The following is a 3,391-nucleotide window of genomic DNA, read 5'->3' as shown; positions in this document are numbered from 1 at the left end:
GTGGTCATCAGGGTGTTGTCTTATCTGTGGCGATCAGCGCCGATGGGCAGACGATTGTCAGTGGCGGTGATGACCAGACAGTGCAGTTGTGGAACCGTCAAGGTCTTCCTTTGGCTGAACCATTGCATGGTCATGAGGGTTGGGTCTATTCTGTCGCCATCAGCGCCGATGGGCAGACGATTGTCAGTGGCGGTACTGACGACACCGTGCGGTTGTGGAACCACCAAGGTCTGCCCTTAGTTGAACCATTGCGTGGTCATGAGGGTAATGTCAGGTCTGTTGCCATTGCTAGGCAACGCGATGCAAACAGCGCCGATGGGCAGACGATTGTTAGCGGCGGTACTGACGGTACGGTGCGGTTGTGGAACCACCAAGGTCTGCCCTTAGTTGAACCATTGCGTGGTCATGAGGGTTGGGTCTATTCTGTCGCTAGCAGCGCCGATGGGCAGACGATTGTTAGTGGCGGTACTGACGGCAAGGTGCGGTTGTGGAACCACCAAGGTCTTCTTTTAGTTGAACCATTGGGTGGCCATGAGGGTTGGGTCTATTCTGTCGCTAGCAGCGCCGATGGGCAAACGATTGTCAGTGGCGGTAGTGACGGCACGGTGAGGTTATGGAACCACCAAGGTCTTCTTTTAGTTGAACCGTTACGTGGTCATCAGGGTGATGTCTATTGTGTCGCCATCAGCGCCGATGGGCAGACGATTGTCAGTGGCGGTAGTGATGGTACGGTGAGGTTATGGAACCACCAAGGTCTTCTTTTAGTTGAACCGTTGGGTGGTCATCAGGGTTGGGTCTATTCTGTCGCCATCAGCGGCGATGGACAGACCATTGTCAGTGGTGGTACTGACGGCACGGTGCGGTTGTGGAATGATCAAGGTCTAACCTTAGCTGAACCATTGCGTGGTCATGAGGGTTATGTTATGTCTGTCGCCATCAGCGCAGATGGGCAGACGATTGTTAGTGGCGGTGATGACGGCACGGTGCGGTTGTGGAACCACCAAGGTCTTCCCCTAGCGGAACCATTGCGTGGTCATCAGGGTTGGGTCTATTCTGTGGCGATTAGCGCCGATGGGCAGACGATTATTAGTGGCGGTGAAGATGGTACTGTGCGGTTGTGGCGCGGTGACTGGCGTGCATGGTTGCAAGTCTGTTGTGACAGGTTACGTTTCCATCCCATCTTCACCGATCCGCAAACAGAGGAAGCAAAAGCTGCTTGTGAAGTCTGCCGTAAATATGTTTGGAGTAAAGTACAGGGGTAAGGGACTTCCAAGAAATAAATTACTACTACTTGTGGGGTGGGCGTCTCGCCCGCCCAGTAACCAAAGGCGAGACGCCCACCCCACAATAAATAGTTGGATATTTTTTTACTACATTTGCAGGGAAAATAGAATACGTTAGCCTAGCTTATCGTAGGTATCGCTTTTTATAATAATATCTGAGTATTTTAGCTGATTGACAAAAGGCCCTTTATCTTAATCTTTCACGGATGGGTAGGGATAGGGGTAGGTTGAGGTTTTGATGGTTTGACTGATGGGGGAATTGATCCATTCCAAATTTGATTGAATTGATCTGCTGACAAGAATTGTAAAAGACTGAGATTAAGCGGCTCTTTACTGATGAATTGAGCATAGGAAGGCTGCAAATAGGAGCCGTATTCAAGGCGGTTCAGGAGATGGGTTTCCAAAAAAGCGACGCTCAGAGCTTTGAGATAGGAATAAACAGGAGCACGATCGGGGCCTAGCAAGGCAGGTGGCACAGGTAACACATTGTTTTTAGAAGTAGATTCTCCGATCACCGAAAAGTGGGTGGCGTTTTCGATCAAAGCTAGGTATTTATTGGGCTGAGAAAGCCAGGTAAAGGGGCGAATTTGCTCAGATACGGGTGGGGCGAAAATATCTTGACTACCTGCTACCAGCATTATCGGAATTTTAATTTGACTTATTCCGCCCTCACCCAAAATTGAACTGTCAATGGGATTAATCGCAATAATGGCCTTGATGCGATCATCTTTGAGTTGGTAATTTTTCGGGGGTAACTCAATTGCTTGACACTGCAAAGCCAACGACAAATTAAAGGATGAATTATTAGGATTACAGTCTTGGCGGAGTTGCTTAAAGTTAATCTTTGCTCCTGCTAGAGTCAAAACAGTATAACCCCCCAAGGATTGACCAATCGCCCCAACTTGCTCAAAATTGAGTTTTCCTTGGAGGGTAGGATCGGATTTTTCCAGTCGTTCGAGTTCATCGAGTAGATACTTAATATCCAAAGGTCGGTTGATAAATTCTGCTGCGTCTGGCGGACCTGCCAAACCCGCAAAGTATTGCTGAAAGCGTTTGGCATTACTACCAGGGTGTTCCAGTACAGCAACGGCAAAACCATAGGATGCTAGATGTTGAGCTAGGTAGACAAAGGTAGAGCGGTCTGAGGCAACGCCATGAGAAATTACAATTAGGGGAAAGGGAGGCGACAGAGAGTTCTGAGTTGTGTTAGCGGTAGCGGGGCGTTTAGCCCGTTGTGAGTTTTGAGTTGCAGGCACATAGATATCCACGGGTAAACGGCGTGAGCGAGAAACGTCATTTAACTCGAAGGTTTTTTTATCCCAGCGGAATTTTCCTGGCGATCGCAAATCTGGCAGTTGGAAGAAGTCAGTAGTTGAATTGGCCGCTTGAGCGATCGCTTCTTTTTCAATAGAGGCAACAACTTCATCCTTCTTTTTGAGCAATTGTGACAAGTCATCGACTATCTTTAGCCCTTGCGTGAAATTCACCCGTATAGTATTGCTAGGAAATTTCCGCAGCAAATTCACAACTGTTAAACCCTTTTGATCAGCAGCAGCCAAAATCAAAGAGGCACGTATAGCATAGAAGCCGTTCTTTCGAGACTGAGTGAGCAGTAATTTTCCCAGCTGTTGCATCAGCTGCTCGCCTATAGGTGAGTAGGTAACTTGAGATACTAGTGTAGGAGTGACATTGAAGCGTTGCTGGAGTAGATCCCGCAGTTGAGCGAGTTGTTGAGGAGTAGCACGATTAGCATAAAATGAAAAATCCTGATCGATTTTGCCTTCTTTAGCAAAAGTTTCTAGCGAGTCCACGGATAAGTAGAATTCGCCGAAGGGAGGGTAATAAAAACTAATGCGTTCAGCTCCCAATCCGGGAGTAGCAGTGAAAAACGTAGATAATAAACCTAAACCCAGGTATCTCAAAAATTTTTTCATTAGAAAAACCCACTGTAAAACCCCTGTAACCCACATTACCCACCCTAAACTATCACACTAGGAATTTTCGGCTTTTGGAGTTTTGTAAGGGACTTCCAAATAAAAAAATGTCCAACTATTTATTGTGGGGTGGGCGACACGAGAGCCTTTGGTTACTGGGCTCTCGTGTCGCCC

General features: G+C 47.7%; 2 protein-coding genes. One reads left to right on the top strand and one right to left on the bottom strand.

Features of this window, described 5'->3' with window-relative positions; all coding sequences use genetic code 11:
• Positions 1-1,262, top strand: a 1,262-nt coding sequence (locus ACYTXL_RS13890) for a WD40 repeat domain-containing protein (RefSeq protein WP_461925264.1), incomplete at its 5' end; no start/stop codon positions are given.
• 221 nt (positions 1,263-1,483) lie between these two features.
• Here ACYTXL_RS13890 and ACYTXL_RS13885 read toward each other — a convergent pair.
• The gene (locus tag ACYTXL_RS13885) at positions 1,484-3,217 is read right to left on the bottom strand and encodes an alpha/beta hydrolase (protein ID WP_461925263.1); all 1,734 of its coding nucleotides are present in this window, start codon (positions 3,215-3,217) and stop codon (positions 1,484-1,486) included.
• Positions 3,218-3,391: the final 174 nt, after the last annotated feature.

Source organism: Nostoc sp., assembly GCF_054880495.1.
Note: the sequence above shows the minus strand (reverse complement) of the source record. Positions and strands in the feature narration are given on the sequence as shown.

Bases quoted from the DNA above. Each gene is read 5' to 3' on its own strand.
- ACYTXL_RS13885 (WP_461925263.1), bottom strand. From the start codon at position 3,217: ATGAAAAAATTTTTGAGATACCTGGGTTTAGGTTTATTATCTACGTTT.